General features: G+C 72.2%; 21 protein-coding genes and 2 riboswitches. Of the genes, 7 read left to right on the top strand and 14 right to left on the bottom strand.

What is annotated here, in order from left to right; translation table 11 throughout:
- Positions 1-41 precede the first annotated feature (41 nt).
- A complete protein-coding gene (locus QSK34_RS07845) occupies positions 42-380 on the top strand; it encodes a hypothetical protein (protein ID WP_285581533.1) in 339 nt (112 codons plus the stop codon).
- 14 nt (positions 381-394) lie between these two features.
- Here the strand turns inward: QSK34_RS07845 and QSK34_RS07840 are convergent, their stop codons facing one another.
- The 10 genes from QSK34_RS07840 to QSK34_RS07795 all read right to left on the bottom strand — a co-directional run bounded on the left by QSK34_RS07840 (position 395) and on the right by QSK34_RS07795 (position 12,187).
- The gene (locus QSK34_RS07840; RefSeq protein WP_161477871.1) at positions 395-883 is read right to left on the bottom strand and encodes a hypothetical protein; all 489 of its coding nucleotides are present in this window, start codon (positions 881-883) and stop codon (positions 395-397) included.
- Positions 884-1,014: 131 nt separating this feature from the next.
- A complete protein-coding gene (gene gcvP / locus QSK34_RS07835; RefSeq protein ID WP_285581530.1) occupies positions 1,015-3,855 on the bottom strand; it encodes an aminomethyl-transferring glycine dehydrogenase in 2,841 nt (946 codons plus the stop codon).
- A gap of 36 nt (positions 3,856-3,891) precedes the next feature.
- Positions 3,892-3,993, bottom strand: a riboswitch (glycine riboswitch).
- Positions 3,994-4,089: riboswitch (glycine riboswitch) on the bottom strand.
- A 40-nt stretch (positions 4,090-4,129) separates the two neighbouring features.
- Positions 4,130-4,750 carry a MerR family transcriptional regulator gene (locus QSK34_RS07830; RefSeq protein ID WP_030453595.1) on the bottom strand — a complete coding sequence of 207 codons (621 nt, stop codon included), beginning with the start codon at positions 4,748-4,750 and terminating at the stop codon, positions 4,130-4,132.
- 146 nt (positions 4,751-4,896) lie between these two features.
- Positions 4,897-5,367 (bottom strand): bifunctional nuclease family protein, encoded by a 471-nt coding sequence (locus tag QSK34_RS07825; protein ID WP_156045686.1) that lies wholly within the window; start codon positions 5,365-5,367, stop codon positions 4,897-4,899.
- A gap of 85 nt (positions 5,368-5,452) precedes the next feature.
- Positions 5,453-6,106, bottom strand: a complete 654-nt coding sequence (gene ftsR, locus QSK34_RS07820; protein ID WP_161477873.1) for a transcriptional regulator FtsR — start codon at positions 6,104-6,106, stop codon at positions 5,453-5,455.
- A gap of 2 nt (positions 6,107-6,108) precedes the next feature.
- Positions 6,109-6,639 carry a double zinc ribbon and FHA domain-containing protein gene (locus tag QSK34_RS07815; RefSeq protein ID WP_030453592.1) on the bottom strand — a complete coding sequence of 177 codons (531 nt, stop codon included), beginning with the start codon at positions 6,637-6,639 and terminating at the stop codon, positions 6,109-6,111.
- A 186-nt stretch (positions 6,640-6,825) separates the two neighbouring features.
- On the bottom strand, positions 6,826-9,330 hold the full coding sequence (locus QSK34_RS07810) for a sugar phosphate nucleotidyltransferase (RefSeq protein ID WP_161477874.1): 2,505 nt from the start codon (positions 9,328-9,330) through the stop codon (positions 6,826-6,828).
- A 16-nt stretch (positions 9,331-9,346) separates the two neighbouring features.
- Positions 9,347-9,916: a cardiolipin synthase ClsA gene (gene clsA, locus QSK34_RS07805; RefSeq protein WP_062332225.1), complete on the bottom strand. Its 570-nt coding sequence runs from the start codon at positions 9,914-9,916 to the stop codon at positions 9,347-9,349.
- A 10-nt stretch (positions 9,917-9,926) separates the two neighbouring features.
- Positions 9,927-10,592 carry a response regulator gene (locus QSK34_RS07800; RefSeq protein ID WP_062332222.1) on the bottom strand — a complete coding sequence of 222 codons (666 nt, stop codon included), beginning with the start codon at positions 10,590-10,592 and terminating at the stop codon, positions 9,927-9,929.
- The gene (locus tag QSK34_RS07795; RefSeq protein WP_285581518.1) at positions 10,589-12,187 is read right to left on the bottom strand and encodes a sensor histidine kinase; all 1,599 of its coding nucleotides are present in this window, start codon (positions 12,185-12,187) and stop codon (positions 10,589-10,591) included. The genes QSK34_RS07800 and QSK34_RS07795 overlap by 4 nt, the downstream gene beginning before the upstream one ends.
- A 118-nt stretch (positions 12,188-12,305) precedes the next feature.
- Here QSK34_RS07795 and QSK34_RS07790 point away from each other — a divergent pair, with 118 nt between their 5' ends.
- Together QSK34_RS07790 and QSK34_RS07785 are read left to right on the top strand one after the other, a co-directional pair.
- Entirely contained in the window at positions 12,306-12,902 is a 597-nt protein-coding gene (locus tag QSK34_RS07790) for a class I SAM-dependent methyltransferase (RefSeq protein WP_161477877.1), read from the top strand.
- Between the two features lie 22 nt (positions 12,903-12,924).
- Positions 12,925-14,106, top strand: a complete 1,182-nt coding sequence (locus tag QSK34_RS07785) for an acyl-CoA dehydrogenase family protein (protein WP_285581517.1) — start codon at positions 12,925-12,927, stop codon at positions 14,104-14,106.
- Here QSK34_RS07785 and QSK34_RS07780 read toward each other — a convergent pair.
- Positions 14,103-14,969, bottom strand: coding sequence for an alpha/beta hydrolase (locus tag QSK34_RS07780; RefSeq protein ID WP_285581515.1), 867 nt, complete (start codon positions 14,967-14,969; stop codon positions 14,103-14,105). The two genes, QSK34_RS07785 and QSK34_RS07780, sit on opposite strands and share 4 nt — an antisense overlap.
- Positions 14,970-15,027: 58 nt before the next feature.
- Here QSK34_RS07780 and QSK34_RS07775 point away from each other — a divergent pair, with 58 nt between their 5' ends.
- Positions 15,028-15,816 (top strand): TSUP family transporter, encoded by a 789-nt coding sequence (locus tag QSK34_RS07775; RefSeq protein ID WP_285581513.1) that lies wholly within the window; start codon positions 15,028-15,030, stop codon positions 15,814-15,816.
- Positions 15,817-15,819: 3 nt separating this feature from the next.
- Here QSK34_RS07775 and QSK34_RS07770 read toward each other — a convergent pair whose 3' ends face one another.
- Positions 15,820-16,632, bottom strand: coding sequence for an AfsR/SARP family transcriptional regulator (locus QSK34_RS07770; RefSeq protein ID WP_285581511.1), 813 nt, complete (start codon positions 16,630-16,632; stop codon positions 15,820-15,822).
- Between the two features lie 93 nt (positions 16,633-16,725).
- On the opposite strand from QSK34_RS07770, the gene QSK34_RS07765 reads away from it, so the two are divergent.
- A complete protein-coding gene (locus QSK34_RS07765; protein ID WP_285581508.1) occupies positions 16,726-17,661 on the top strand; it encodes an ArsR/SmtB family transcription factor in 936 nt (311 codons plus the stop codon).
- A gap of 13 nt (positions 17,662-17,674) precedes the next feature.
- On the opposite strand, the gene QSK34_RS07760 is transcribed toward QSK34_RS07765, so the two are convergent.
- Positions 17,675-18,361, bottom strand: coding sequence for a gamma-glutamyl-gamma-aminobutyrate hydrolase family protein (locus QSK34_RS07760; RefSeq protein WP_285581506.1), 687 nt, complete (start codon positions 18,359-18,361; stop codon positions 17,675-17,677).
- A gap of 346 nt (positions 18,362-18,707) precedes the next feature.
- Here QSK34_RS07760 and QSK34_RS07755 point away from each other — a divergent pair, with 346 nt between their 5' ends.
- Together QSK34_RS07755 and QSK34_RS07750 are read left to right on the top strand one after the other, a co-directional pair.
- Positions 18,708-19,823 (top strand): FAD-binding oxidoreductase, encoded by a 1,116-nt coding sequence (locus QSK34_RS07755; protein WP_285581504.1) that lies wholly within the window; start codon positions 18,708-18,710, stop codon positions 19,821-19,823.
- 40 nt (positions 19,824-19,863) lie between these two features.
- A complete protein-coding gene (locus tag QSK34_RS07750) occupies positions 19,864-20,175 on the top strand; it encodes a ubiquitin family protein (protein WP_030453580.1) in 312 nt (103 codons plus the stop codon).
- On the opposite strand, the gene QSK34_RS07745 is transcribed toward QSK34_RS07750, so the two are convergent.
- Positions 20,172-23,030: a CLIPPER-2 domain-containing protein gene (locus tag QSK34_RS07745; protein WP_285581501.1), complete on the bottom strand. Its 2,859-nt coding sequence runs from the start codon at positions 23,028-23,030 to the stop codon at positions 20,172-20,174. The genes QSK34_RS07750 and QSK34_RS07745 overlap by 4 nt on opposite strands.
- Positions 23,031-23,069: the final 39 nt, after the last annotated feature.

Below are 23,069 nucleotides of genomic sequence, written 5' to 3'. Positions count from 1 at the left end.
GGATGATGACGCCCCCGGGGGGTTGTGCCACATTTGTGGACGTGCCTGACACATCTCTTCCGCATGAGGACCTGCGCGCCACCCTGGCGGCCCGCCGCGATCTCGGCCCCGCCTACGAAGACGCGCTGGTCGACTCGTTCATCGAGAAGCTCGACAACGAGATCACCGCGCGCGTGCAGGCCGAGGTGGCCCGGCGCGGCGAGATCAAGCCCGCCAAGCCCGACAACAGCCACATCCCGATCGCCCTGGGTTCGCTGGGCATCGGCGTCCCGCTGACGGCCATCGCGGTCAGCCAGGCGGGCAGCTTCGGCCTGATGCTGGCCTGGGGCGGCATCGTCCTGGTCAACATGGCGGCGGCGATCCGCCGCAAGCGCCCCTAGATCTCACCGACGGCTCAGGGCCGGTCCTGGCGCATCTGGACCTGGGCCGCCAGGTCGGCGTCCTGGTGGTCGAGGCCGTAGCGCCAGACCGTCTCGGCGTCGGCGTCGCGACCGCGCAGCGGCAGCGTGCGGGCCAGCAGTTCGATCGCCAGGGCCGCCGTGTCAGCGTCGGGGCCCGCCTCGACCGCGACCTCGAACTCGGCGCAGGCCATCTCCAGGTGGGCGATGCCCAGCAGGACGCGCAGCCGCGCCGCGTCGGCCACGCCCGGCACCGACAGGGCCTGCAGGAGCAGGTCGGCCGCCTCCGCCGGGGCGTTCTCCTCCAGGAGGGTCTGGGCCATGCGTTCGGCCGTGACCGACAGGCCGACGGCGGCGCTGGCCTGGTCGGGGGCCGCCGCGTCGGCGGCCAGTGTGGCGAAGATCGCCGCGGCGGCGTCGAGATTCCCGGCGTCATAGAGGCGCCGGGCCTCGTCGATCTGCCGTCCGGAGTCGATGGCCGTCATCTCGGGGGGCCTCCAGAGGGAACCGGGCCGAAAGGGTTGCGAAGATCCTAACGACCCGGTCCGCCCCACGGCGGCAGACATGCGGAAGGTGATGGGTTTCTGTCCCCTTCCCCGGGGAAGAGCCAGGCGGTTCAGTCCTCGTAGGAGGAGAGCGGCGGGCAGGCGCAGACCAGGTTGCGGTCGCCGTAGGCCTGGTCGATGCGGCGGACGGGCACCCAGTACTTCTGGTCCCGCAGCGTGGCCACCGGGTAGGCGGCCTCGGTGCGGGTGTACGGGTGGTCCCACGCGTCGGCGGTGAGCACGTCGGCCGTGTGGGGGGCGTTGCGCAGCGGGTTGTCCTTGGCGTCGTACCCGCCGGAGGCCACCTTGTCGATCTCGCCGCGGATGGCGACCATCGCGTCGACGAAGCGGTCGAGCTCGGCCAGGTCCTCCGACTCGGTCGGCTCGATCATCAGCGTGCCGGCCACGGGGAAGGACATGGTCGGGGCGTGGAAGCCGTAGTCGATGAGCCGCTTGGCGACGTCGTCGACGGTGACGCCGGTCTCCTTGGTGATCGCGCGCAGGTCGACGATGCACTCGTGGGCCACCAGGCCCTCGCGCCCGGTGTAGAGGACCGGGTAGTGCGGCGCGAGCCGCCGGGCCAGGTAGTTGGCCGACAGGATGGCCTGCTCGGTGGCGGCCTTGAGCCCGTCGGCGCCCATCATCCGCACGTACGCCCACGAGATCGGCAGGATGCCCGCCGAGCCGTACGGCGCGGCCGAGACCTGGCCCACGACGCCGCGTCCCGGCAGGAAGTCGGCCAGGTGGGCCTTGACGGCGACCGGGCCGACGCCGGGGCCGCCGCCGCCGTGCGGGATGCAGAAGGTCTTGTGCAGGTTCAGGTGGGACACGTCGGCCCCGAACTCGCCCAGCTTGGCCAGGCCGACGAGGGCGTTGAGGTTGGCCCCGTCGACGTAGACCTGGCCGCCGGCGGCGTGCACCTTGGCGCACAGCTCGACGATGGTCTCCTCGTAGACGCCGTGGGTCGACGGGTAGGTGACCATGATCGCGGCGAGCCGGTCGGCGTGCTTGGCGATCTTGGCGTCGAGGTCGGCCAGGTCGACGTTGCCGTCGGCGTCGCAGGCCACCACGACGACGCGCATGCCCGCCATGACGGCGGAGGCGGCGTTGGTGCCGTGGGCCGACGACGGGATCAGGCAGACGTCGCGCTCGGCGTCGCCGTTCGCCCGGTGGTAGGCGCGGATGGCCAGCAGGCCGGCGAACTCGCCCTGCGACCCGGCGTTGGGCTGGATGGAGACCGCGTCGTAGCCGGTCACCTCGGCCAGCCAGCTCTCCAGTCCCTGGATCAGGTCGACGTAGCCGCCGGTCTGGCCGGCGGGCGCGAACGGGTGGATGGAGGCGAACTCCGGCCAGGTGATCGGCTCCATCTCGGTGGTCGCGTTGAGCTTCATCGTGCAGGAGCCCAGCGGGATCATCGACCGGTCGAGCGCGATGTCCTTGTCCTGGAGTTTGCGCAGGTAGCGCAGCATCGCCGTCTCGGAGCGGTGGGCGTGGAAGACCGGGTGGGTCAGGTAGCCGGTGGTGCGCTGGAGGTCCTGGGGCAGCGCGTCGTCGGTCGAGATGTCCAGGTCGTCCACCGACGGCCCCTCGACGCCGAAGGCCGCCCAGACGGCCTCCAGGTGCGCGGAGGTCGTCTTCTCGTCGCAGGCGACCGCGACGTGGTCGGCGCCGTCCTGCCGCACGTTGACGCCGCGCTCGCGGGCCGCCTCGGCGATCTCGGCCGCGCGGCCGGGCACGTGGGTGGTCACGGTGTCGAAGAACTCGTCGTGGACGACCTCGACGCCCCCCGCCCGCAGCCCGGCGGCCAGCACGGCGGCGTGCCGGTGCACCCGCTGGGCGATCCGGCGCAGGCCCTCGGGGCCGTGGTAGACGGCGTACATGGAGGCGATCACCGCCAGGAGCACCTGGGCGGTGCAGATGTTGCTGGTCGCCTTCTCGCGGCGGATGTGCTGCTCGCGGGTCTGCAGGGCCAGCCGGTACGCCGGCCGCCCGTCGGCGTCGACCGACACCCCGACCAGACGGCCGGGCATCTGCCGCTGCAGGCCCTCGCGGACCGACATGTAGGCGGCGTGCGGGCCGCCGAAGCCGAGGGGCACGCCGAAGCGCTGCGACGAGCCGATCGCGATGTCGGCCCCGAGGGTGCCGGGCGCCTCCAGCACGGTCAGCGCCAGCAGGTCGGCCGCCACGGTCACGACCGCCCCGGCGGCCTTGGCCCGGCCCGCCAGCTCGCGGAAGTCGGCCACCCGGCCGGAGGCCCCCGGGTACTGGACCAGGACGCCGAAGCACTCGGGCAGTTCGCCGGTGTGGTCGGACTCGACGAGGGTGATGCCCAGCGGCTCGGCCCGGGTGGCCAGCACCGCCTTGGTCTGCGGCAGGGCGTCGGCGTCCACGACGAAGACGTCGCTCTTGACCTTGGAGGCCCGGCGGGCCAGCGTCATCGCCTCGGCGGCGGCGGTGGCCTCGTCGAGGAGCGAGGCCCCGGCGACGTCGAGCCCGGTCAGGTCGCTGACCACGGTCTGGAAGTTGAGCAGCGCCTCCAGGCGCCCCTGCGAGATCTCCGGCTGGTAGGGCGTGTACGCGGTGTACCAGCCCGGGTTCTCCAGCACGTTGCGCAGCACCACGCCGGGCGTGATGGTGTCGTGGTAGCCCAGCCCGATCATCGAGGTCAGCACGGTGTTGCGGGCGGCCAGCGCGCGCAGTTCGGCGAGCGCCTCCGGCTCCGACACGGCGGCCGGCAGGTCGAGGGCGCGGGTGGTGCGGATCGACTCGGGCACCGCCACGGCCACCAGGTCGGCGATCGTCTCGTAGCCGACGGCCTCCAGCATGCGCGCCTGAGCGGCGTCGGAGGGCCCGATGTGGCGGGTGGCGAACGGCGGGGCGTCCAGGTCACGGAGCGGTGTGCGATCGGTCATGACAGGAACTCCAGGGCAGACGAGACCAGGGCGGTCTCCCCCTCTGTCATGGAACCTGAGAGCTTCACCGGACGCCGTCGGCCGGTTTTCCCCTTCGGTGAGGCGCCGCCTGGACGGCGGACCTGCTTTTCAGAGCTGCCTCGCCTGGCGGTACCGGGTGCCTGAGAGATTCCGGGGAGGTTTGCTCCTTCGGCGCCCCATCAGTGCTGATGGGGACTCTCCCGCGCAGGGTCGATGGCTACGACAACCTTACCCGTACCCGGGAGATGGAGCCTCAACCGGTGCGGCGGGCCCGCCTGCGCTGGGCCAGTTCGTCGGAGGGGTGGTCGGCCTCGTCAGTGTCGGGGCCGACCGCCAGTTCCCCCGGCAGCTCCGCGAGCGATCCCTCGACCTCGCGCCAGACCCGGCCGAGGGCGATGCCGAAGACCCCCTGCCCTCCTTGGAGAAGGTCGATGACCTCGTCGGCGGAGGTGCACTCGTAGACGCTGACGCCGTCGCTCATGAGCGTGATCTGGGCCAGGTCGTTGACCCCGCGGTCGCGCAGGTGCTGGACGGCGGTGCGGATCTGCTGGAGGGAGACGCCGGTGTCGAGGAGCCGCTTGACGACCTTGAGCACCAGGATGTCGCGGAAGCTGTAGAGCCGCTGGGAGCCGGAGCCCTGGGCCGCCCGGATCGTCGGCTGCACCAGGTCGGTGCGGGCCCAGTAGTCGAGCTGGCGGTAGGTGATCCCGGCGGCAGCGCATGCCGTGGGGCCGCGGTAGCCGATGTCGTCGCGCACCGCCGCGGGCCGCTCGTCGAACAGCAGACCCTGCTCGCCGGCGCGCTCCCGCGCCGACTCACGCTGAGCCGAGTCGTGCTGGTCGGCCTTGTTACCCTCGCCGCTGCTGACCGCCACTGCGGACCTCCGGCTTTCTCTCATCCCACGGTCTGATCTGGGGGTACGCGAACTACAACCGTGGATTCCCTTGCACCGTAGGACTGGGGAAAGGCACAGTCAACGACCGCCCCCGGCGCGTCGTGAAGGTGAGATAACCCCTCAACTCAACCGGCACGGCCGAAATCCTCGGGGCTGATGTTGTCCAGGAACTCCCGGAACTTCTCGACCTCGTCCTCCTGGTCATCGGCCATGCTGACGCCGTTCTCCCGCATGACCTCCTCGCTGGCGAAGATCAGCGCGTCGGTCCGCAGGGCCAGCGCGATGGAGTCGGAAGGACGTGCGCTTACCTCTACGCCGTTGGAGAACACGAGGTCGGCGTAGAAGATTCCGTCACGCAGCGCGACGATGTTGACGCGTTCGAGTGACACCTTCAACGCGCCCAGCACATTGCGGAACAGATCGTGGGTCAGCGGCCGGGGCGGCGGTTCGTCGGCCTGGGCGAGCGCGATCGCGGTCGCCTCGGTCATGCCAATCCAGATCGGCAGGTAGCGGTCGCCGTTCGCCTCCTTGAGAAGGACGATCGGCTGGTTCGAGGGCATCTCCACCCGGACCCCCACGAACTCCATCTGCAACACAGGCGCTCACTCTCCGGGATGCGGCATTTCACCAGGTATTCAACTCACCAGGCATTCAACGTAACACCCGCGCGCCGGACCCGCGTCAACGGCCGAGAGAGCCGCGGACGGCCCCTTCCAGCAGCGCGGCGTGGATACGTAATAACAACCCGGAGATCTCCCGTGCCGATTCCCCGGCATGGTCGACGGCCCCCGGGGCCCGGCGGCGCAGCAGCGGCGCGACGGCCTGTTCGACCAGGCCCGCCTCGCGTTCGGCGGCGGCCTTGACCGCGCGCAGGTGACGGGCGTGGAGGCCGAAGGCGGCCAGCGCCCCGACGGTGCGGGCGATCTCGAGGGCGGCCTCGTCGTAGAGCCGGGCCGTCGGGGCGATCAGGCCGTAGTCTTCGAGCTCGGCCAGCGTCTCGTCGTCGATCTCGGCCGCGGCGAGCAGCTCCTCGCGGCTGAGCCGCACCGACACCGGCTCGGCGTCGACCGCCCGGGGGCGGGCCGACTCGTCGAGCTGGGATTTGATCACCCGCAGCGGCAGGTAGCGGTCGCGCTGTGCGGTCAGGATGAACCGCAGGCGCTCCACGTCGCCGGGGGTGAACTTGCGGTAGCCGGAAGGGGTGCGCTCGGGCTCGATGAGCCCTTCGCCCTCCAGGAACCGGATCTTGGAGATCGTCACGTCGGGGAACTCGCCCTGAAGCTGGGCGAGCACCTCCCCGATGCTCATGAAGGCCCTGGCCGCCTCGGCGCCCATGATCAGCCCCGGGTCAGGAACACCAGCCGGAACTTCCCGATCTGCACCTCGTCGCCGCCCGCGAGGGGGAACTCCTCGATGCGCTCCCGGTTCACGTAGGTGCCGTTGAGGCTGCCGACGTCGCGCGCGGTGAACTGCCCGCCGCGCCGGTAGAACTCGGCGTGGCGCCGGGAGACGGTGACGTCGTCGAGGAAGATGTCGCTCTCGGGGTGGCGGCCGGCGGTCGTGAGGTCGCTGTCGAGCAGGAACCGGCTGCCGGCGTTGGGGCCGCGCATCACGACGAGGAGGGCGGTGCCGGGCGGGAGCTGCTCGATCGCGGAACGGTCCGGAAGCAGGCCCTGGCCGGTGGCCTCCTCGATCGCCTCAAGCGAGATCGTCGAGGTGTTGTCGGGGACGAAGCCCTGACCGGTCGTGTAGGGGTTGGGAGGTGCCGGGGTGTGGGCCGCGGGGCTCAGCGGCGAACCGCATCGCGAACAGAAACGGGCATCCTCGGGGTTGGGGTGACCGCACTGCGTGCAGTAGACGCTGGGCATCGAACGGCTCGGCCTCTCTCACGACTAGCTCAAACTTGCGAATGCCGAAACTTACGCTGATCAGGCACAAAGGTCAAGGCAGACGCGCCGGACAATGGCCACCCAACGTTATCGTCAGGCACCGGCCACGGTCCATGGCGCCACACCAACCACATGTGATCACCGTTTCCCGGCCAGGCTATCGTTTCATGCCGACCCGGCGGCACGCTCGACCACGTCGGCCCATCGTTCGAGAAGCGACTGCGCGGTGTCCATGTCGTGTCCCTCGGCCCACAGATGGGTGACCGCCTCCGACGGGTCGGGCAGCACCAGCGCCCAGCTCCCGTCCTCTCCGACGACCCTGACCCCGTCGGTGGTGTCGATGCGGTCGCCCTCGGCGGCCTCGACGACCGAGCGCATGACGGTGCCCTTGTGGGCCCACGGGGTGGGCACGGTCCGGCGCAGCAGCTTGGTCTCGGGGATGCGGGCGTCGATCTGGCTGAGCGACAGGCGGGTGCGGGCGACCAGGCCGAGCAGCCGCAGGAAGACGGCCAGGCCGTCGACCGTGGGGCCGAACTCGGGCACGATGAAGCCGCCCCGGCCGTCGCAGGCGAACACCATCTCGGGGTGGCGGGCCGCCGTGGTCAGCGCGTCGGTGCTGGTGGCGGTCCAGTCGACGTGGACGCCGTGGAAGCGGCAGACCATCTCGGCGACCCTGGTCGTGGTGACCGGCAGCGCGACCCGCCCGCCGCGGCGTTCGGCGGCGACCAGGTCGAGGACGACCAGCAGGGCCCGCTCCTCGCTGATGAGCTGGCCCTTCTCGTCGACGAGGGAGACCCGCTCCCCCACCGGGTCGAACCGCACCCCGAACGCGGCCCGCGAGGAGGCCACCAGCTCGGCCAGGCGCTGCAGGTCGCGGCGGCGTTCGGCGAAGGTCTCGGTGGGCGAGGCGTCGTCGAGCCGGTTGTTGACCGTGAGGACGCCGACCCCGACCCGGCCGAGCAGGCTGGGCAGCACGAGCGAGGCGGTGCCGCCGGCGCAGTCGACCACGACCTTCATCTCGGCGTCCTTCACGCCGGTCATGTCGACGCAGCGGACCAGGTCGCGGCTGTAGGTGTCGAGGGCTCGGGCCGGGAAGGACAACTCGGCGATCTCGCCGGGGAAGGCGCGGCGGTACTCCTGGCGGGAGAAGACGCGCTCCAGCTTGCGCTGCGCGGTCTGGGAGAGGTCGGCCCCGGTCTCGTCCATGAAGACGATGTCGACGCTCTGGGGGTCGCCCGCGGTGGTCCGCAGGGCGATGCCGCCCTTCACGGTCTCGCGGGAGGTGTGGAAGCGGGCCACCGGCATGGCGGCGGCCTCCAGGTCGACCACGTTGATCGCGCTGGCGTTGAGCGCGCTGATCACGGCCCGCTTGAGGGCGCGGGCGGCCCGGGAGCCGTCGCGGGAGGTGACGACGGTGTCGCCCTTGCTGAGGGTGGTGGCGTAGGCGCTGGCCAGGCGGACGCAGAGCTCGGGGGTGATCTCGACGTTGACCAGGCCGCTGACGCCCCGGGGGCCGAAGAGGCTGCGCTGGCCCCGCGACTCCCAGATGACGCTGGTGTTGACGACCGCGCCCGCCTCGACGGTCTTGAACGGGTAGATCTTGACGCCGCTGGAGACGTAGGCCTCGGCCTCGATGACGCACTCGTCGCCGACGACCGCGTTCTCCTCGATGCGGGCGGCGGCCATGACGTCGGTGTTCTTGCCGATCACGCAGCCGCGCAGGTTGGCGGCCGGGCCGACGTAGACGTTGTCGTGGACGACCGCCCGGTGGAGGAACGCGCCCTCCTTGACCACGGCGTTGCTGCCGAGCACGGTGTACTCGCGCAGCTCGGCCCCGGCCTCGACCTTGGCGTAGTCGCCGATGAACAGGGGGCCCTTGAGCACCGCCTCGGGGTCGACCGAGGCGCCCTCGGCGGCCCACACGCCGGGCGAGAGCTCGAACGCGTCGAAGTCGACCTTGACCCGGCCCTCCAGCACGTCGGCCTGGGCCTTCAGGTAGCTCTCGTGGGTGCCGACGTCCTCCCAGTAGCCCTCGGCGACGTAGCCGAACAGCCGCTCGCCGCGCTCCAGGAGCTTGGGGAACACGTCGGAGGACCAGTCGACCGACCGGCCCGAGGGCACCTCGTCGAGGACGGCCGGCTCCATGATGTAGATGCCGGTGTTGACGGTGTCGGAGAAGACCTGGCCCCAGGTGGGCTTCTCGAGGAACCGCTGGATGCGGCCGTGGTCGTCGACGATGATGATGCCGAACTCCAGCGGGTTGGGCACCCGCTTGAGGCCGATGGTGACCAGGGCCCGGTTCTCGCGGTGGAACCGCAGCATGTCGGTCAGGTCGATGTCGGTGAGGGCGTCGCCCGAGATGACCAGGAAGCGGTCTTCGCGCAGCCGGTCGGCGGCGTTCTTGACGCTCCCGGCGGTGCCGAGGGGGCTCTCCTCGGTGGCGTAGTGGAGGGTCATGCCGAGCTCGTCGCCGTCGCCGAAGTAGTTGCGGATCAGCGCCGCGAGGAACTGGACGGTGACGACGGTCTCGGTGAAGCCGTGGCGTTTGAGCAGCCGCAACACGTGTTCCATGATCGGCCGGTTGATCACGGGGAGGAGGGGTTTGGGCTGGTTGGCGGTCATCGGCCGCAGCCTGGTTCCTTCCCCGCCCGCCATCACAACGGCCTTCACGGGATGATCACCCTCTTCAGGAAACGCGTGCGAGCTGCCGCACCTGCACCACGTACAGCACCCCTGCCCACCAGTACAGACCCGTACCCCAGATGACGAACGCCCACCCGAAAACAGCGCAGATCTCCGCATACCAGCTGGGGTGGGAGGCCAGGAACAGGAGAGGGAAGGCGTACATGAGGTTGGCCGTGGCGGCCTTGCCGAGGAAGTGGACGGGCAGCGCGTAGCCGTAGCCCATGCGGCGCAGGAACGGCACGGTGAACAGCAGCAGCACGTCGCGGCCGATCACCAGGGCGGCCAGCCACCACGGGATGATGTCGCGCAGCACCAGGCCCGCCAGGGTGGCCAGGATGTAGAGGCGGTCGGCGGCGGGGTCGATGAGGCGGCCCAGCTTGCTGGTCTGGTTCCAGGCGCGCGCGAGCTTGCCGTCGAGCCAGTCGGAGAAGCCGGCCACCATCAGCAGGGCGACGGCCCAGCCGTCGGCCTTCGGGCCGAGGATGAGCCAGAGGAAGACCGGCACGCCGAGCAGCCGCAGGAAGCTCAGCAGGTTGGGGATCGTGAAGATCCGGTCCTCGCTGGTTGTCACGACCCCGACCCTACATGTCGGCGGGACGGAAGTCGGGGCCGACCAAACCCAGACGGTGGGCGACCACGGCGACCTGGGTGCGGTTGCGCAGCCGCAGCTTCTCCATGAGCGCCGCCACGTGGGTCTTGACCGTCGTGACGCCCACGTGGAGGCGGGCGGCGATCTCCTGGTTGGACAGGCCGGTGCCGACCAGGGTGAGCACCTGGATCTCGCGTTCGGTCAGGAACGGGGGCCGCTCCGGGGCGCGCTGCTCCTCGGCCGACAGGGCCTTGGCGACGACGCGGCGCAGCACCGAGGGGGCCAGCAGCTGCTCGCCGTGGGCCGCCCGGCGGACCGCCTCGACCATGCGGTCGGGCGGATCGTCCTTGACCAGGAAGCCCGTCGCGCCGGCCCGGAGGGCGGCGTACACGTTCTCGTCCTCGGCGAAGGTGGTCAGCACGACGACGCGGGCCGACGGGTGGGCGGCCAGGATGCGGCGGGTGGCCTCCAGGCCGTCGACGCGCGGCATGCGCAGGTCCATCAGCACCACGTCGGGCCGTTCCCGTTCGACGACGCGGACGGCGTCGCCGCCGTCGGCCGCCTCGCCGCAGACCGACACGTCTCCGGCGGCCTCCAGCATCATGCGCACCCCGGCCCGGACCAGCGCCTGGTCGTCGGCGACCACGACCCTGATCATCGGGCCGCCGCCTCGACCGGGAGGACGAAGGTGGCCACCAGGCGCCAGCCGCCGTCGGGGAGCGGACCGGCGGTCAGCCGTCCGCCGAGCGCGCGGGTGCGTTCGCGCATCCCGGCCACGCCGTGCCCCGACGACGGCAGATCCGTCGGGGCCTTGCCGGGGGTGTTGCGGATCTCTACGACGAGCTCCTTCTCATCGGCCGTGACGCTCACCGTCGCCCGGCTTCCCTCTCCCGCGTGCTTCAGCACGTTGGTCAGTCCCTCCTGGACGATCCTGGCCGCCGACGCGCGGGCCACCAGGGCGGCCCTGGCGGTCGCGGGGGCGATGTCCAGGACCACCTCGACGCCCGCGGCGGTCACCCGGGCGGCGGCGTCGCGCATGACCTCGTCGGGGTCGGCGACCGGCAGCGTCGTGTCGGGGCCCGGGTCGCGCAGCACCGCGAGCAGGCCGCGCAGGTCGTCGAGGACCTGGTGGCCGGTGTCGCGGATGTCGGCCAGCGCCTCGGCGGCCGGGCCGCCCGCGCCCGCGTACTGGGCGGCGCCCGCGCGCAGCACGATCGCGCCGACGTGGTGGGCGACGATGTCGTGCACCTCGCGGGCGATGCGCTCGCGTTCGGCCAGGCGGTCGCTGCGGGCCCGTTCGGCGCGCAGCTCCTCCTCTCTCCGGGCGGCGGTCCGGCGGACGCCCACATAGGCCCCGATCGCCGCCGGGGCCACGACCATGGTCGCGACGACGCCGTAGGTCAGGCCGGTGACGTCGCTCGTGGAGTCGATCACCGTGGCCAGGGTGACCCCGCAGGTCAGCAGGTAGCCCGCGCCCAGCCACCGCCAGGTGGCCTGGCTGGCGAACACGGCCAGCGCGACGAACAGCACCACCCGGAGGGTGTCGGCGACCGGCGGCACGAGGTTGTCGGCCAGCAGCACCAGCCCGCTCTCGAACAGCAGCACCGACCCGGGCAACCAGCGGATCGCGCCCAGCGCCAGCCCCGACAACACGGCCAGCAGGCCGACCCCGCCGACCCGCAGGTCGTGGCCGTCCCAGTACGACCAGGTGCCGAGGACGGCGTAGGCCACTCCCCCGGCGGCGAACAGCACGTCGAGCAGCGGGGCCGGCTCCTCCCCGTGGTCGCGCCGCCCGGCCGCGCCCCGGAGGTAGCGCCCGATCAGCACCGGCAGCAGCACGACGCCGACGACGTAGTACCAGTAGTTGCTGGTGAACGCGATGCCGGGATCGGCCAGGTTGACGCCCGTGGCCAGGCACGCCGCGACGGCGGCCAGGCCGGTCCAGAGGAGGGTGCGCTGCCGGGCCACGACGCCGACCACGATCGGCAGCAGGATCTGGATGCCGTCGACCAGGCCCGACCCGGCGTTGTCGAACACGACCAGCAGGGCGGCCAGCGCGAACGCGACCGCGACCGGCCGGTGGCGCAGGAAGACCAGCGGCAGGCCGGTGCAGACGGCGATCAGCAGTACCAGCGGGCCGGACGCGGGCGGGGCCCCCGCCCACGACTCGCTCGCGAGCACCGAGAGCGCGACACCGGCGGCGGCCAGGACGAGGTCCGGCCACCAGGTGACGTGCCACCGGAGGTATGACATGAATGCACGGTAGCGGCCCAAATAGACGCGGTGGTCCGCTTCGCCTCCGCCAAGTGGCCGGTCACTCGGGCCGTTTGGACGGCTCGGGCACTCCCCTCCGCCTCATACCTTGCAACTCATGGCCAACGAATCAGCCCTCTTCTTCGGGCAGTTCATGCGCTCCCCCGCCTCGGTCGGCGCGATCGCCCCCAGTTCCCGCCGGCTCGCCGAGGCCGTGTGCGCGCCCATCCCGGAGCAGGGCGACCCCGTCGTGGTCGAACTCGGGCCTGGAACGGGTTCCTTCACCGCGGAGATCCAGCGCCGGCTGGGCGGCCGGGGCCGGCACCTGGCCGTGGAGATCAACCCCGCCCTGGCGGCCCACCTGTCCGACCGCCACCCCGGGGTCGAGGTCGTCGTCGACGACGCGTGCGGGCTGCCGACGCTGCTGGCCGACCGGGGGCTGGCGCGGGCCGACGTGATCATCAGCGGCCTGCCGTGGGCCGCGTTCTCCCCCAAGCTGCAGGACAGCCTGCTGAACGGCATCCTCGGCTCGCTGAAGCCGGAGGGGGCGTTCACGATGTTCGCCTACGTCCACGCGATGATGCTGCCGCCCGCGCTGCGGATCCGGCGGGCGCTGTTCGCCTCGTTCGAGGAGGTCGTGATGGGACGGACCGTGTGGCCGAACCTGCCTCCGGCGTTCGTCTACCACGCCCGGCGGCCCCGCGACCGGCGATAGAGAACGCGTTCTAGAATGCGGCATGGATTTCAGGCTGCCGGAGAGCGCGCGGGCCGTACGGGACGGCATCGGCGAGATCTGCTCCCACTACGACATGTCCTACTGGGAGCGGTGCGAGGCCGAGAAGCGGTGGCCTGAAGAGGTGTGGGCCGAGCTCGCCAAGGGCGGCTGGCTCGGCCTCGCGGTCCCCGAGGAGTTCGGCGGGGGCGGCCAGGGGCTGCTGGAGCTCACGGTGGCGACCGAGACGCTGTCGGCGTCCGGGTCGGCCGGGGGGTCGGCCTTCACCTACGTGCTGACGCCCGGCTTCGGGGCGATGACCATCGCCCGGCACGGCTCCCCCGAGCAGCGGGCCGACCTGCTGCCCCGGCTGGCGGCCGGGGAGATCGAGACCTGTTTCGCGCTGACCGAGCCCGACGCCGGGTCGAACTCGCTGGCCATCACCACCTCGGCCCGCCTCGACGGGTCGGAGTTCGTGGTGAACGGGCAGAAGATCTGGATCACCGGGGTGCAGCGGGCGACCTGGATGCTGCTCGTCACCCGCACCGTCCCGGCCGCCGAGGCGAGACCCCGGACCAACGGGCTCACGGTGCTGCTGGTCAACGTGCCCGAGGCGGTCGCGGCGGGCACGCTGTCCTACCGGCCGATCCCGAAGATGGGGGCCAACACGACGCCGTCCAACATGGTGTTCTTCGACGACCTGCGGGTGCCCGCCCGCAACGTGGTCGGCGAGGTGCACGGCGGGGCGGTCGTGCTGTGGGACATCCTCAACCCCGAGCGCATCCTGCTCGGCGCCTCCGCGCTCGGCGGGGCCGAGGTCGCCCTGCGGGTCGGCGTCGAGTACGCCAGGCAGCGCGAGGTGTTCGGACGGCCCATCGGCGCCAACCAGGGCATCGCGTTCCCCCTGGCGGCGGTCAAGGCCAAGATCGAGCTGGCCCGGCTGATGCTCTACAAGGCGGCGTGGCTCTTCGACCGGGGCGAGCCGTGCGGGACCGAGGCCAACATCGCCAAGCTGACCGCCTCCCAGGCGTTCTGGGAGGCGGCCGACGCGGCGTTCCAGACCCACGGCGGCATGGCCTACTCGCTGGAGTATCCGGTGGCCCGGCTGCTCGCCGACGCCCGGATCGGGCTGGTCGCGCCGGTGACCGAGCAGTTGCTGCTCAACTACCTGGCCACGCAGGTGCTGGGGTTGCCCCGGTCGTTCTAGAACGACGCCCTGAGGCGGTCGGCGGCGTACCTCCTGGCCTCGGCCGCCTCGGGGAAGAAGCCGGGCAGGCCGAAGAAGCCGTGCAGGGAGCCGGCGAAGCAGCGGTACTCCGCGCCCAGCTCGGCCGCGTAGCGCTCGCACTCGGCGGTCAGCGGGTCGTGCTCGGCGGTGATGACCGTGGCGGGGGCCAGGCCCGTCTTGTCCGGCAGCAGGGCCGGGGCGAAGCGGGGGTCGGTGCGGTCGGCGGCGCCGGCGTACTGGTCGAAGAGCCAGGCCACGCGGGCGGTCTCCAGGTTGTGGTGGCCCTCGTCGGCGAAGCCCTGGGTGTCGGTACGCATCTCCGTGCAGGGATAGACGAGCATCTGGTGCGTGAGGCGCAGCCCGGCGTCGCGGGCCAGGGCGGCGCAGACGGTGGCGAGGTTGGCCCCCGCGCTCTCCCCCATGACCGCGACCGTCGGGTGCTCGCGCAGCACCGCCTCCACCACGGCCCAGCAGTCGTCGACGGCGGCCGGGAACGGGTGTTCCGGCGCGAGCCGGTAGTCGACCGAGACGACCAGGGCGCCCGTCTGGACCGCGAGGTCGCGGCACATCGGGTCGTCGACGTCGGCGCTGCCGAAGACGAACCCGCCCCCGTGGACGTAGACGACGACGGGCAGGTCGCCGGGCGCCGGGCGGAAGATCCGGACCGGCACCCCGGCGATGACGGTGTCGGCGACCTCGTGCAGCGGGATGCGCGGGCTCCGGCCCTCGGCGTCGCCGTCGACGGGACGGCTCTCCTGGATCTCGGCGAGGGTCGGCGGGACGTAGTCGACGGCCGGGGGGAATCGGTCCAGGTACACGCGGGCGCGGTCGTGCAGTGTCATGCACCGCACCCTAGTTCCATGCTTTCCCTACTATGTTCCCGGAGAATGGTGGGGGGACATGGCGGAGATCGCGCTGGCGCTGGTGGCCGGCTTCCTGGTGGCGGCGCTCGGCACCCCGGTCGGGGTCTCCGGAGCGGTGTTCCTGCTGCCGCTGCAGGCGAGCGTCCTGGGGGTGAGCGGGCCCGCCATCAGCGCGACCAACCTGGTCTTCAACGCGGTGTCGACCCCGCTGGCGCTGCTGCGCGCGCCGGCGTTCCGCGGGCGGGCGGCCGAGTTGCTCGTCGTCGCGGGCGCGTGCGTGCCGGCGGCGGTGGTGGGGGCGTACGGGCGGGTGACGCTGTTCGCCGATCCGGCGCGGTTCCGGCTGCTGGTGATCGCGGTGCTCGCGCCGCTGGGCGTGCAGCTGCTGGTGCGGGCGGTGCGCGGGGCACGGGTCCGCGACGGTGACTCCCCGCCCGTCCGGGCGCTGCCGCTGGCGGTGCTCGCGCTGGTGACCGGGGCGATCGGGGGCACGATCGGGATCGGCGGCGGGTCGATGCTGGCCCCGGTCCTGGTGGCGGCGGCGCACCAGAGCGTGGCGCGGGCCGCGCCGCTCGCCCTCACCTCGACCCTGTCGACCTCGCTGAGCGGGCTGGTGGCCTACAGCCTGTTCGACGCCTTCCACGTCGGCACGCCCCCGGCCGCGCCGATCTGGCACGTCGGGATCGCGACCGGACTCGGCGGCGTCGCCGGGGCGCTGCTCGGCGCGGCGGTGGCCCGGCGGGCCGGGGAACGGGTGCTGACGCTGCTGCTCGGCACGACCGCGACGGTGACGGCCGCCACGTACGTGATCCAGCTGGCCCGATGAGGGTCACCACCAGGCGGCGGACGGTCCCGCCCGCCGCGCCCCCGGAGGCGGCAGGTCGAGCGACCGGTCGGCGTGCACCATCCGGTCGTGCACCTCGCCGAGGCCGCCCGTCGGTTCGAGGCCGAGCTCCCGGGCGAAGTCGCCCCGCGCCCTGCGGTAGGCCGCCAGGGCGTCGGGACGGCGGCCGTCGCGGTAGAGGGCCAGCATGTACGCGCGGATCAGCCGCTCCCGCAGCGGGTGCTGCCGCACCAGGTCGGCGAGCTCCGGGAGCAGCTCCCGGTGCCGCCCGCACTCCAGCTCGGCCTCCACGCACGACTCGACCGCCGACAGCCGCAGCTCCTCCAGGCCCGCCCCCAGCCGGTCGCGGACCCGGTCGGTGGCCGCGCCGGCGAGCAGCGGCCCGCGCCAGTGCGCCAGGGCGGCGCGGAGCAGGCGGGCCCGGCCGCCCGGACCGGCCAGGCCCGCCCGCCCGACCAGGTCGCGGAAGCGGTGCACGTCGACGGCGCCCGCGTCGGTCTCGGCCACGTAGCCGTCGCCCCGCAGCAGCAGCCGGAAGCCCCGCGACCCCGTGCGGTCGGGATCGAGGGCGCCGCGCAGCCGGGCGACGTGACTGTGCAGGACGCCCCGGGCGTGCGCGGGCGGATCGTCGTCCCACAGCAGTTCGAGCAACCGGCTCACCGGGACGACCCGGCCCGCCTCCAGCAGCAGCAGGCCCAGCAGGCAGCGCTGGGCGCGGCGGGGGAGCCCGATCCGCCCGCCGCCGTGCCACACCTCGACCGGCCCGAGCAGCCGGAACTCCCAACCCCGGTTCGACATGACCGGGAGCGTCCGGCACCTCGGTATAGGTGGGGTATAGACGCAGGTCGGAGCGGCAAGCCGGTGTCAAGACGGGCCGCCGACACTCGGCGGGTGCTGCGCATCCACTTCACCGCCGAGGACATCGCGCGGACCCGCCTGAGCACCGTCGCCGACCCTCTGTGGGAGGTCCTGCTGAGCCACTTCCGGCTGGGCGACCCGGCCCCGCCGGCCCGCCTCCGCCCGTGGACCGCGCGGCTGCGCGCCCGCCCCGACCTGACCGACCTGCTGCGGCCCGGCGCGGCGTTCCTCGCCGCGCTCGCCCCGCGCGGCCGCTACGTGCCCGACTTCCTCACCCCCGCCGAGTCGGCGGCCGGGCTCGACGCGGGCCTGGAGGCCGTCCGCGCGACGGACCCGCGGCGGCTCCGGCGTGAACTGGACACCGCCGGGCGCCGGCTCCCCGCCGGTCTGCCCGAGCTGGCGTGCGCCCTGGGCGACTTCCACCGTGCCGCGGTGGGCGCCCACGACGACCTCGTCCGCGCGAGCGTCGAGGCCGACGTCGCGACCCGGACGGGCGCGCTGCTCGCCGGGGGCGTCGAGGCGCTGCTGCGCGGGTTCGCGCCGATGATGCGCTGGCGGCGTCCGGTGCTGGAGGTGCGCCACCCCGCCGACCGGGACCTCCACCTCGGCGGCCGGGGACTGCGGTTCGTGCCGTCGTTCTTCTGCGACGGGACGCCGGTGTCGCTCGCCGACCCGGACCTGCCGCCGGTCGTGGTCTACCCGATCGCGGCCGAGCACCGGGCCGCCGGGACCGGGACGGACGGCTCGCTGGCCGAGCTGATGGGTCCGACCCGCGCCGCCGTGCTGGCCGCCCTGCGGCACAGCGCCTCGACCACCCAGCTCGCCACGCGGCTGCACGCCTCGCTCGCCTCGATGAGCCGCCACACCAAGACCCTGCGGCAGGCGGGCCTGATCACCAGCACCCGGCGCGGGCCCGCCGTGCTGCACGGCCTCACCCCGCTGGGCCGCCGCCTCCTCGACGGCGGCTGACGGTCCGCGCCGGTCAGAAGGGCCGGGCCGCCTCGACCAGGGCCTCCATGAGACGGTTGTCGGCGCCGCGCTCGGGGTGCCACTGCACGCCCACGCAGAAGCGGTGCCCCTGCAGTTCGACGCCCTCGACGATCTGGTCGTCGGCCCAGGCCACCGCGAGCAGCCCCTGGCCGAGCTTCTTCACCGCCTGGTGGTGCGGCGCGTTCACCTCCAGACGGTCGCCGACCGCCTTGCCGATCTTGCTGGACACGCTGATGATCACGGTGTGCCGCGCGCCGGAGTGCCGGTCGTGCGCCACCACGTCGGGCAACCACGGGATCAGCGAGCCGCCGAGCGCCACGTTCAGCACGTGCATGCCGCGCGACACCGCGAGCACCGGCTTGCCGGCCGCCACCGCCGCCTTGGCCAGGGCGATCTCGAAGCGGTCGCGGTGGGCCTGCGGCTCGTCGACGCGCGGCTCGCGCGGCTCGCCGTACAGACCGGGGTCGACCTCGATGCCGCCGGCGAGCAGGACGCCGTCGAGGCCGCGCAGATGGTCGTCGACGTTGGCCGGCAGCAGCGCGGGCAGCACGACCGGGACGCCCCCGGCCTTCTCCACGGCCCGCGAGTATCCCTGCGGGGAGACCACGGCCTCCCGCACCCACGCGCCCCAGCGGGCGGCCTCAAGGTAGCTGGTGATGCCGATGATCGGACGGGCCATGGAGTCTCCAGTAGGTTGCGCGCGACGGCATGCCCATCATGGCGCACTTGATTTCGGTTTTGTCACGTATCCCACGTATCAGTCAGCACGCCCCCGCAACAACACGAATGACATTCGCGTTTCTTGTCCGAAAATGTCGGGACCTGAGCTCACGGAGGATGACGTACTGACTACCAACAGTCGCCTTTGGGGTGAATCAGTTGTGACGTGCATCTCAGAGTGGAAGACTCCCAAATGAGCGAAGGTTGTGCCGGGGGGCCGCCGCGCTCGTTCACCCGGAACCGTCAGGGAGGTGGATCGGCAGACCGGAAGAACCTATTCCGGTCACTCAGGGTGGGACCATTACATGTCGTTGAATCCGCGCCTCGTCAAAGAGAGTTTCTCCGTCGTCGAGCCTGTCGCGGAGCGAGCAGCCGCGTACTTCTACGGCCGCCTGTTCGCGCAGAGTCCGCATCTCCGGGGCATGTTCCCCCCGGCGATGGACATCACGCGAGACCGTCTTTTCGGCTCGCTGACCCGGATCGTCTGGATGCTGGACAGCCCGGACAGCCTGGGGGGGTATCTGGGACAACTCGGACGTGACCACCGTAAGTACGGGGTCGTGGCCGAGCACTACACCGCCGTCGGCAACGCGTTGCTGGCGACGATCAAACGCTTCGCGGCCGAGATCTGGAACGCGGAGATCGAGGCGGCCTGGGTGGCCGCCTACACCGCCGCCGCCGACGCGATGATCGGGGCGGCCGACGCCGACGCGGGCAGGAACCCCGCCTGGTGGCTGGCCGAGGTGGTCGACCACGACCGCCGCGCGCCCGACATCACCGTCGTCACGCTCCGGCCCGGCCAGCGCATGGACTTCGTGCCGGGCCAGTACGTCAACGTGCAGGTCGCCCGCTGGCCCCGCGTCTGGCGGACCTACTCCATCGCCAACGCGCCCCGGGCCGACAACACCATCACGCTGCACGTGCGCACCCTGCCGGGCGGCTGGGTGAGCACCGCGCTCGCGCAGCACACCAAGATCGGCGACCAGATCCTCCTCGGCCCGCCGGTCGGCACCATGGCCCCGCCCGACGGCGAGCGCGACATCCTCTGCGTGGCGGGCGGCACCGGCCTGGCCCCGCTGAAGGCCATCGTCGAGCAGGTCATCTCCTCGGGACGGCGGCCCAACATCTCCATGATCGTGGGCGCCCGCCGGGCGGCCGAGCTCTACGACCTGCCCGACCTGCGCCGCCTGGAGTCGGGCTTCCCGTGGCTGAGCGTGCTGCCGGTGGTCTCGCACGACGACTCGTACACGGGCATGCGGGGCGACCTCGACGAGGTGGTGCCGAGGATCAACACGTGGACCGGCCACGAGGTGTACGTGTGCGGACCGGCGACCATGGTCAACACGACCGTGCGGCGGCTGCTCGACAGCGGGGTGCCGCTGTCGTCCATCCACCGGGACGCGATCCAGGGCGAACCCTGAACCGCGCCCGCGGACGCCGCGGGCCTGGCACGATGAACGGATGAAAGCCCGGCCGGTCACCCTGGTGACCTTCGTGCTGCCCACCACCCTGCGCCACTGGATCGGCGACGACACCCAGGTGCGCGTGTTCGCCGTGGCGCCCGGGGAGTCGGAGACCCCGACTCTCGGGGGCGCGCTCGACACGCTGCGCCGCACCCACCCGGATCTGGAGGGGCGGCTGCGCGACGAATACGGCGCGCTGCGGCGGCACATCGGCATCTTCGTGTGCGGGGAGAACGCCCGGCGCCTGGGCGGGCTCGACTGCGAGCTCCCCCCGGGCGCCGAGGTCTACGTCCTCCCCGCGCTGAGTTAGTACCGCTCCGCGATCCCGGCGTTCACCTCGGTGAGCACCACGCCGGTCTTGGCGTAGCGCGCCAGGTTCGGCGGCGTCGGCGGCTGGGCCAGCGTGGCCTGGGCGTAGCGGACGGCGTCGCCGACCGTGCCGAGGCCGAGTGACCTGATCACCGGCGTGCTGACGACGGTGCCGGCGTTGATCCTGCGGGTCGCCGTGTTGAGCAGGGCGGCCAGCAGGTCGGCGCGCAGCGTGCGCGGCTGCGTGACCGGCAGGAGGAACACCGCGTCCGCCTCCTGCTGCGACAACCTGCCGTCGGGCGCCGACCCGTCGGCGCCGTCCCAGCGGGTGTCGGTCGCCTGCACCCGGGCCAGCGTCTCGGGTGTCCGCAGGTCGTCGCGCAGCGCCCACAGGGCCCGCAGCATCGGGTCACGGCTCGGCGCGACCGCGGTGACCGTGGTCGACGACGAGGCGGTGACCGGGGCGTAGGCGCAGGCCCCGCTTCCGTTCCTGTACAAGATCGACACCGCCCCGGCGAAGGTCGCGCCCGGCAGGGCGAGCAGGGTCGGCCGGGCGGTGAAGACGATCGCCCGGTCGCCCGAGTTCGCGGCCAGGCCGCCGGGGTTCCAGGTGAGGGTCCTGGTGCCGTCGGCGTTCAGGGTCACCGTGGCCGGCTTCGGCCCGGCGCCCAGGTCGAGCGCCGTGCTGTAGTAGACGTCCTTCGGCACGGTGGCCGAGACGGCCACGTCCGAGGCGGCGTCGCCACCCGTGTTCGCGTAGGTGATCGTGTACGTGATCGCCTCGCCCGCGCCGACCGAGGGGGTCGCCGTCTGGGACACCGTCAGCTTCGGCGCCCGTGCGGTCGTCGTCGCGGCGGCGGTGTTGTCGGTCCGCGACGGGTCGGGCACGCCCTCGGCGTCGGTGCCGGTGACCGTGGCGGTGTTGGTGATCACGGTGCCGTCGGTGACCGCGCACGGCACCTGGTAGGTGAACGGCGTGGTCGTGGTCGCCCCGGCGGCCAGGTCGGGCAGCGTCCGGTGCTGGACCGTTCCGTCGGGCAGGGTGTCGGCGACCTTGATCGCCTTGGCCGGGCCGGGGCCCAGGTCGGTGACGCCCACCGTGTAGGAGATGACGTCGCCGCCCGCCGCCGTCGCGCGGTCGGCGGTCTTGGTGAGCTTCAGGTCGGCCTGCTGCGTCATCGCCTTGAGGTCGCGCTCGGTCAGTTCCCTCGGCAGGTTCCGCCGCACGCCGTCGGAGAAGAAGCCGACGTTCAGGCGGGGGTTGTACTGGATGCCGGCCCAGTCGTCGTGGCCCTTGAGCTCGGTCTTCTCCTGGATGTTGCAGCCCTCGCCCGGGTCGCCGATGGAGTCGATCCAGTTGATGTCGGCCTCGGCCTCGGTCTCGTTGTCCCCGTCCTTGCCGTTCCAGTCGATGGGCTGGTCGTTGGCGTCGTCGAGCCGCCACTTCCCGTCGAGTCCCCAGATCATCTTGCGGGCCGGGTTCGGCGTCGCGTGGAGGCGCTTGTTCTCGTCGAGTTGCGTCTCCTTCAGCGGGGTGCCGAAGGCGGTGCCCTTGGCGGCGCTGCTGTAGTCGAGGGGCCGGTTCGGGTCGCGGCGCGGGAACTGGAAGGCGTAGCTCATCACGCTCAGGTAGTTGGGCTTGCAGTTGACGTGGTCGCCGCCGCCGTGGCCCAGGCTCAGGGTGTGGCCGAGCTCGTGCATGAACGTCGAGCCCTCGATCACCTGCCGGTCGGCGTCGTCGTCGAAGTCCCAGGTGGCGACGGTGACGATGAAGTCGTTGCCGCCTTCGAGGGTGGCGTCGTCGATCTCGGCCTGGCCCGAGGAGTCGGGGAACTGCTCGTACTTGTGGCCGAAGATCATGTAGCGGTAGACCTGGCGGCGGGCGTCCAGGACGGCCGCGCAGTTCGGGCTCGCGCGGTCGGCCGCGGTGCCGAAGTGACCGTCACAGGGGTTGTCAGGTTTGCCGCTCTTGAGGTCGTTGAAGTCGTCGAGGTCGCCCGGACCGGGGTCGTTGAACTTCACGACGTCGATCCGGGGCACCTGCTCGCCGCTGAGGACGTGCAGATTGACGCCGCGGTACTTGCCGGGTTCGTACTCGTCGACCGGGGCCGCGGCGAACGCGTTGACCACGTCGGTGATCGCGCCGGGGCGGGGGGCGGCGCCCTCCATGTGGTCGGCCTCGACGAACAGGTCCTTGCGGTAGGGCAGCGCGCCCATGTCGCCCAGCGGCAGGTCGACGCCGCCGTTCCCGTCGACGTCGAGCCCCTGGCCGGGGGCCTCCCAGACGTCCATGAGGCCGTCGCCGTCGCCGTCGGTGGTCTTGGCCTTCTGGAGGCAGTCGGGCGTGGTGATGGTGAAGTAGCCGCGGGCCGAGTCGACCGCGCTCTGCTCGCTCTCCCCCGCCAGCGACGTGACGCCCGCGCCCTGTTGCGCGGTCAGGCCGCCGCCGGTGAACACGCACGTGTTCAGGTCGAACTTCAGGTCGACGTGGTCGCCGGGGGCGCCCCAGTCGATGGGGTCGTCGGCGGTGAGGTCGTCCTGGTCCCACAGTTCCATGTGGATGTCGACGGGGTTCTGGCTCGTGTCGACGTCGGCCGAGTGCACCCAGTTGGTCCGGAAGTCGCCTCCATGGGCGCAGCAGAAGTCGTCCTTGCCGTCGTAGAGCTCCTCACCGCCGATCTTGAACTTCGGGTAGTAGTCGTTGCCGCACGCCTCCCCCGCGCCCTCGTCGCAGGAGATCTCGACGACGCGGTAGAGGTGGACGGTGACCTTCACGGTCGCCGCGTGGGCGGGCGGGGCGACGAGAAAGGCCGCCACGACCAGTAACCCGGTCAGGGCGGCCTGCAGTCTCCTCATTTCGGGGTGCTCCTTCCGCGATGTTCGTCATCGCAGGAT

The sequence above is a fragment of the Herbidospora sp. NBRC 101105 genome (assembly GCF_030269205.1).
GTDB classification, from domain to species: domain Bacteria; phylum Actinomycetota; class Actinomycetes; order Streptosporangiales; family Streptosporangiaceae; genus Herbidospora; species Herbidospora solisilvae.
Note: the sequence above shows the minus strand (reverse complement) of the source record. Positions and strands in the feature narration are given on the sequence as shown.

What these genes read in the sequence shown, in the direction of transcription:
- QSK34_RS07840 (WP_161477871.1), bottom strand. Translation starts at nt 883, where the DNA reads ATGACGGCCATCGACTCCGGACGGCAGATCGACGAGGCCCGGCGCCTC.
- gcvP (WP_285581530.1), bottom strand. Translation starts at nt 3,855, where the DNA reads ATGACCGATCGCACACCGCTCCGTGACCTGGACGCCCCGCCGTTCGCC.
- ftsR (WP_161477873.1), bottom strand. Translation starts at nt 6,106, where the DNA reads ATGGGCGCCGAGGCGGCCAGGGCCTTCATGAGCATCGGGGAGGTGCTC.
- QSK34_RS07815 (WP_030453592.1), bottom strand. Translation starts at nt 6,639, where the DNA reads ATGCCCAGCGTCTACTGCACGCAGTGCGGTCACCCCAACCCCGAGGAT.
- QSK34_RS07800 (WP_062332222.1), bottom strand. Translation starts at nt 10,592, where the DNA reads ATGATCAGGGTCGTGGTCGCCGACGACCAGGCGCTGGTCCGGGCCGGG.
- QSK34_RS07795 (WP_285581518.1), bottom strand. Translation starts at nt 12,187, where the DNA reads ATGTCATACCTCCGGTGGCACGTCACCTGGTGGCCGGACCTCGTCCTG.
- QSK34_RS07790 (WP_161477877.1), top strand. Translation starts at nt 12,306, where the DNA reads ATGGCCAACGAATCAGCCCTCTTCTTCGGGCAGTTCATGCGCTCCCCC.
- QSK34_RS07785 (WP_285581517.1), top strand. Translation starts at nt 12,925, where the DNA reads ATGGATTTCAGGCTGCCGGAGAGCGCGCGGGCCGTACGGGACGGCATC.
- QSK34_RS07780 (WP_285581515.1), bottom strand. Translation starts at nt 14,969, where the DNA reads ATGACACTGCACGACCGCGCCCGCGTGTACCTGGACCGATTCCCCCCG.
- QSK34_RS07775 (WP_285581513.1), top strand. Translation starts at nt 15,028, where the DNA reads ATGGCGGAGATCGCGCTGGCGCTGGTGGCCGGCTTCCTGGTGGCGGCG.
- QSK34_RS07770 (WP_285581511.1), bottom strand. Translation starts at nt 16,632, where the DNA reads ATGTCGAACCGGGGTTGGGAGTTCCGGCTGCTCGGGCCGGTCGAGGTG.
- QSK34_RS07760 (WP_285581506.1), bottom strand. Translation starts at nt 18,361, where the DNA reads ATGGCCCGTCCGATCATCGGCATCACCAGCTACCTTGAGGCCGCCCGC.
- QSK34_RS07755 (WP_285581504.1), top strand. Translation starts at nt 18,708, where the DNA reads ATGTCGTTGAATCCGCGCCTCGTCAAAGAGAGTTTCTCCGTCGTCGAG.
- QSK34_RS07750 (WP_030453580.1), top strand. Translation starts at nt 19,864, where the DNA reads ATGAAAGCCCGGCCGGTCACCCTGGTGACCTTCGTGCTGCCCACCACC.
- QSK34_RS07745 (WP_285581501.1), bottom strand. Translation starts at nt 23,030, where the DNA reads ATGAGGAGACTGCAGGCCGCCCTGACCGGGTTACTGGTCGTGGCGGCC.